Origin of the sequence: Cytobacillus firmus (genome assembly GCF_023715565.1) — a bacterium.
GTDB classification, from domain to species: domain Bacteria; phylum Bacillota; class Bacilli; order Bacillales; family Cytobacillaceae; genus Cytobacillus; species Cytobacillus firmus_C.
This window is the reverse complement of record NZ_JAMBOJ010000131.1, coordinates 1-1,335: the sequence shown is the minus strand read 5'-3', so window position 1 is coordinate 1,335 and position 1,335 is coordinate 1. Positions and strand designations below refer to the sequence as shown.

General features: G+C 38.5%; 1 protein-coding gene. It reads left to right on the top strand.

Features of this window, described 5'->3' with window-relative positions; all coding sequences use genetic code 11:
- The coding region (locus tag M3205_RS25060) for an IS110 family RNA-guided transposase (protein ID WP_251172355.1) at positions 1 to 1,200 on the top strand (1,200 nt) is incomplete at its 5' end.
- Positions 1,201 to 1,335: the final 135 nt, after the last annotated feature.

The following is a 1,335-nucleotide window of genomic DNA, read 5'->3' as shown; positions in this document are numbered from 1 at the left end:
AATCCAGTCATTGGCCTAGATGTAGCCAAAGGAGAAAGTGAGGTTCAAGCCTTTTTAGATAAAGACAAGCCGTTCGGGAAAAGTTTCAGTGTAAAGCATACCAAGGAGGATTTAGATTCGCTTATTTCTTTTTTGAGAGAGATAGAGGGACATACTGGGGTTAGGCCAGCAGTTATTCTTGAATCTACAGGACATTACCATACACCGATTATTCAATGTCTTGAGGGAAGTCAGTATCTATACATCTTGGTAAATCCCATCATTTCTTATCAAGCTAAGAAAACAAGCCTTAGAAAGGTAAAGACTGATGCAGTTGATGCATATCACCTTTGTGTTCTTTACTACAAGGAAGAATTTGAGCCATATAAGAAAAGAGGACTGAGACTTCTAAACCTGAGAACATTGTCAAGGCAATACGAAACCGTTACGAACCTTTACATCCAGGCAAAACTTCAGTTTCATACTCTTCTTGATCAGATATTTCCTGAATACAGGGGAGTCTTCGGGGATTTATTTTCGAAAGTTTCTCTTAAAATATTAAAGGAGTTTCCAACATCCGAAGATGTACTGATGGCAGGAGAAGCAAAGATTTTGGCACGAATTAAGGAAATGCGTATTAAACGATCCCCAAGTTGGATGAGGGAGAAGGCACACAAATTAATGGCTTCAGCTAAGCGGAATCCATTCCAACAAGGTGTTTATGAAAGCCAGTTGTTCAGTTTGGATATGTATATCAATATGCTTCTTCAATACCAAGAACACCTATCAAGCTTGGAGAGGCAGATAGATGTCCTGGCAGAAGAAATTGAAGAATGTAAGATAATCCAATCAATTCCCGGTATAGGAGAAAAAATCGCGGCAACGATTATTTCTGAAATCGGGGAAATTGACCGGTTTAATCACCCTAAAAAACTTGTGGCTTACGCAGGAATTGATCCAAGTGTCCATTCATCAGGTAAGTTCACAGCTACGATAAATCATATTACCAAACGAGGTTCAAGCCGATTACGGCACGCTTTATATATGGCCGTATTATGCGGTATAAGAAGCTCGAGGAACAAGAAGCTAAAAGAGTATTATGATCGGAAACGAAATGAAGGAAAGCCTTCAAAAGTAGCGATGATAGCTTGTGTAAACAAGCTTTTACACTGGATTTATGCAATCCTAAAAAGGAATGAGCAGTTCCTAGATATGGCTTAATCAACAAGAAAAAGCAGCTAATGAAAAACCTTCCAAAAGGTATTTGGAGGGTTATTTGGCGTGCCTTCCAAAGTATAACACGGAAGAAAAAAATTTTTAATAAGAAGTTCTTGACTCCTATTAGCTGGTTTAGTT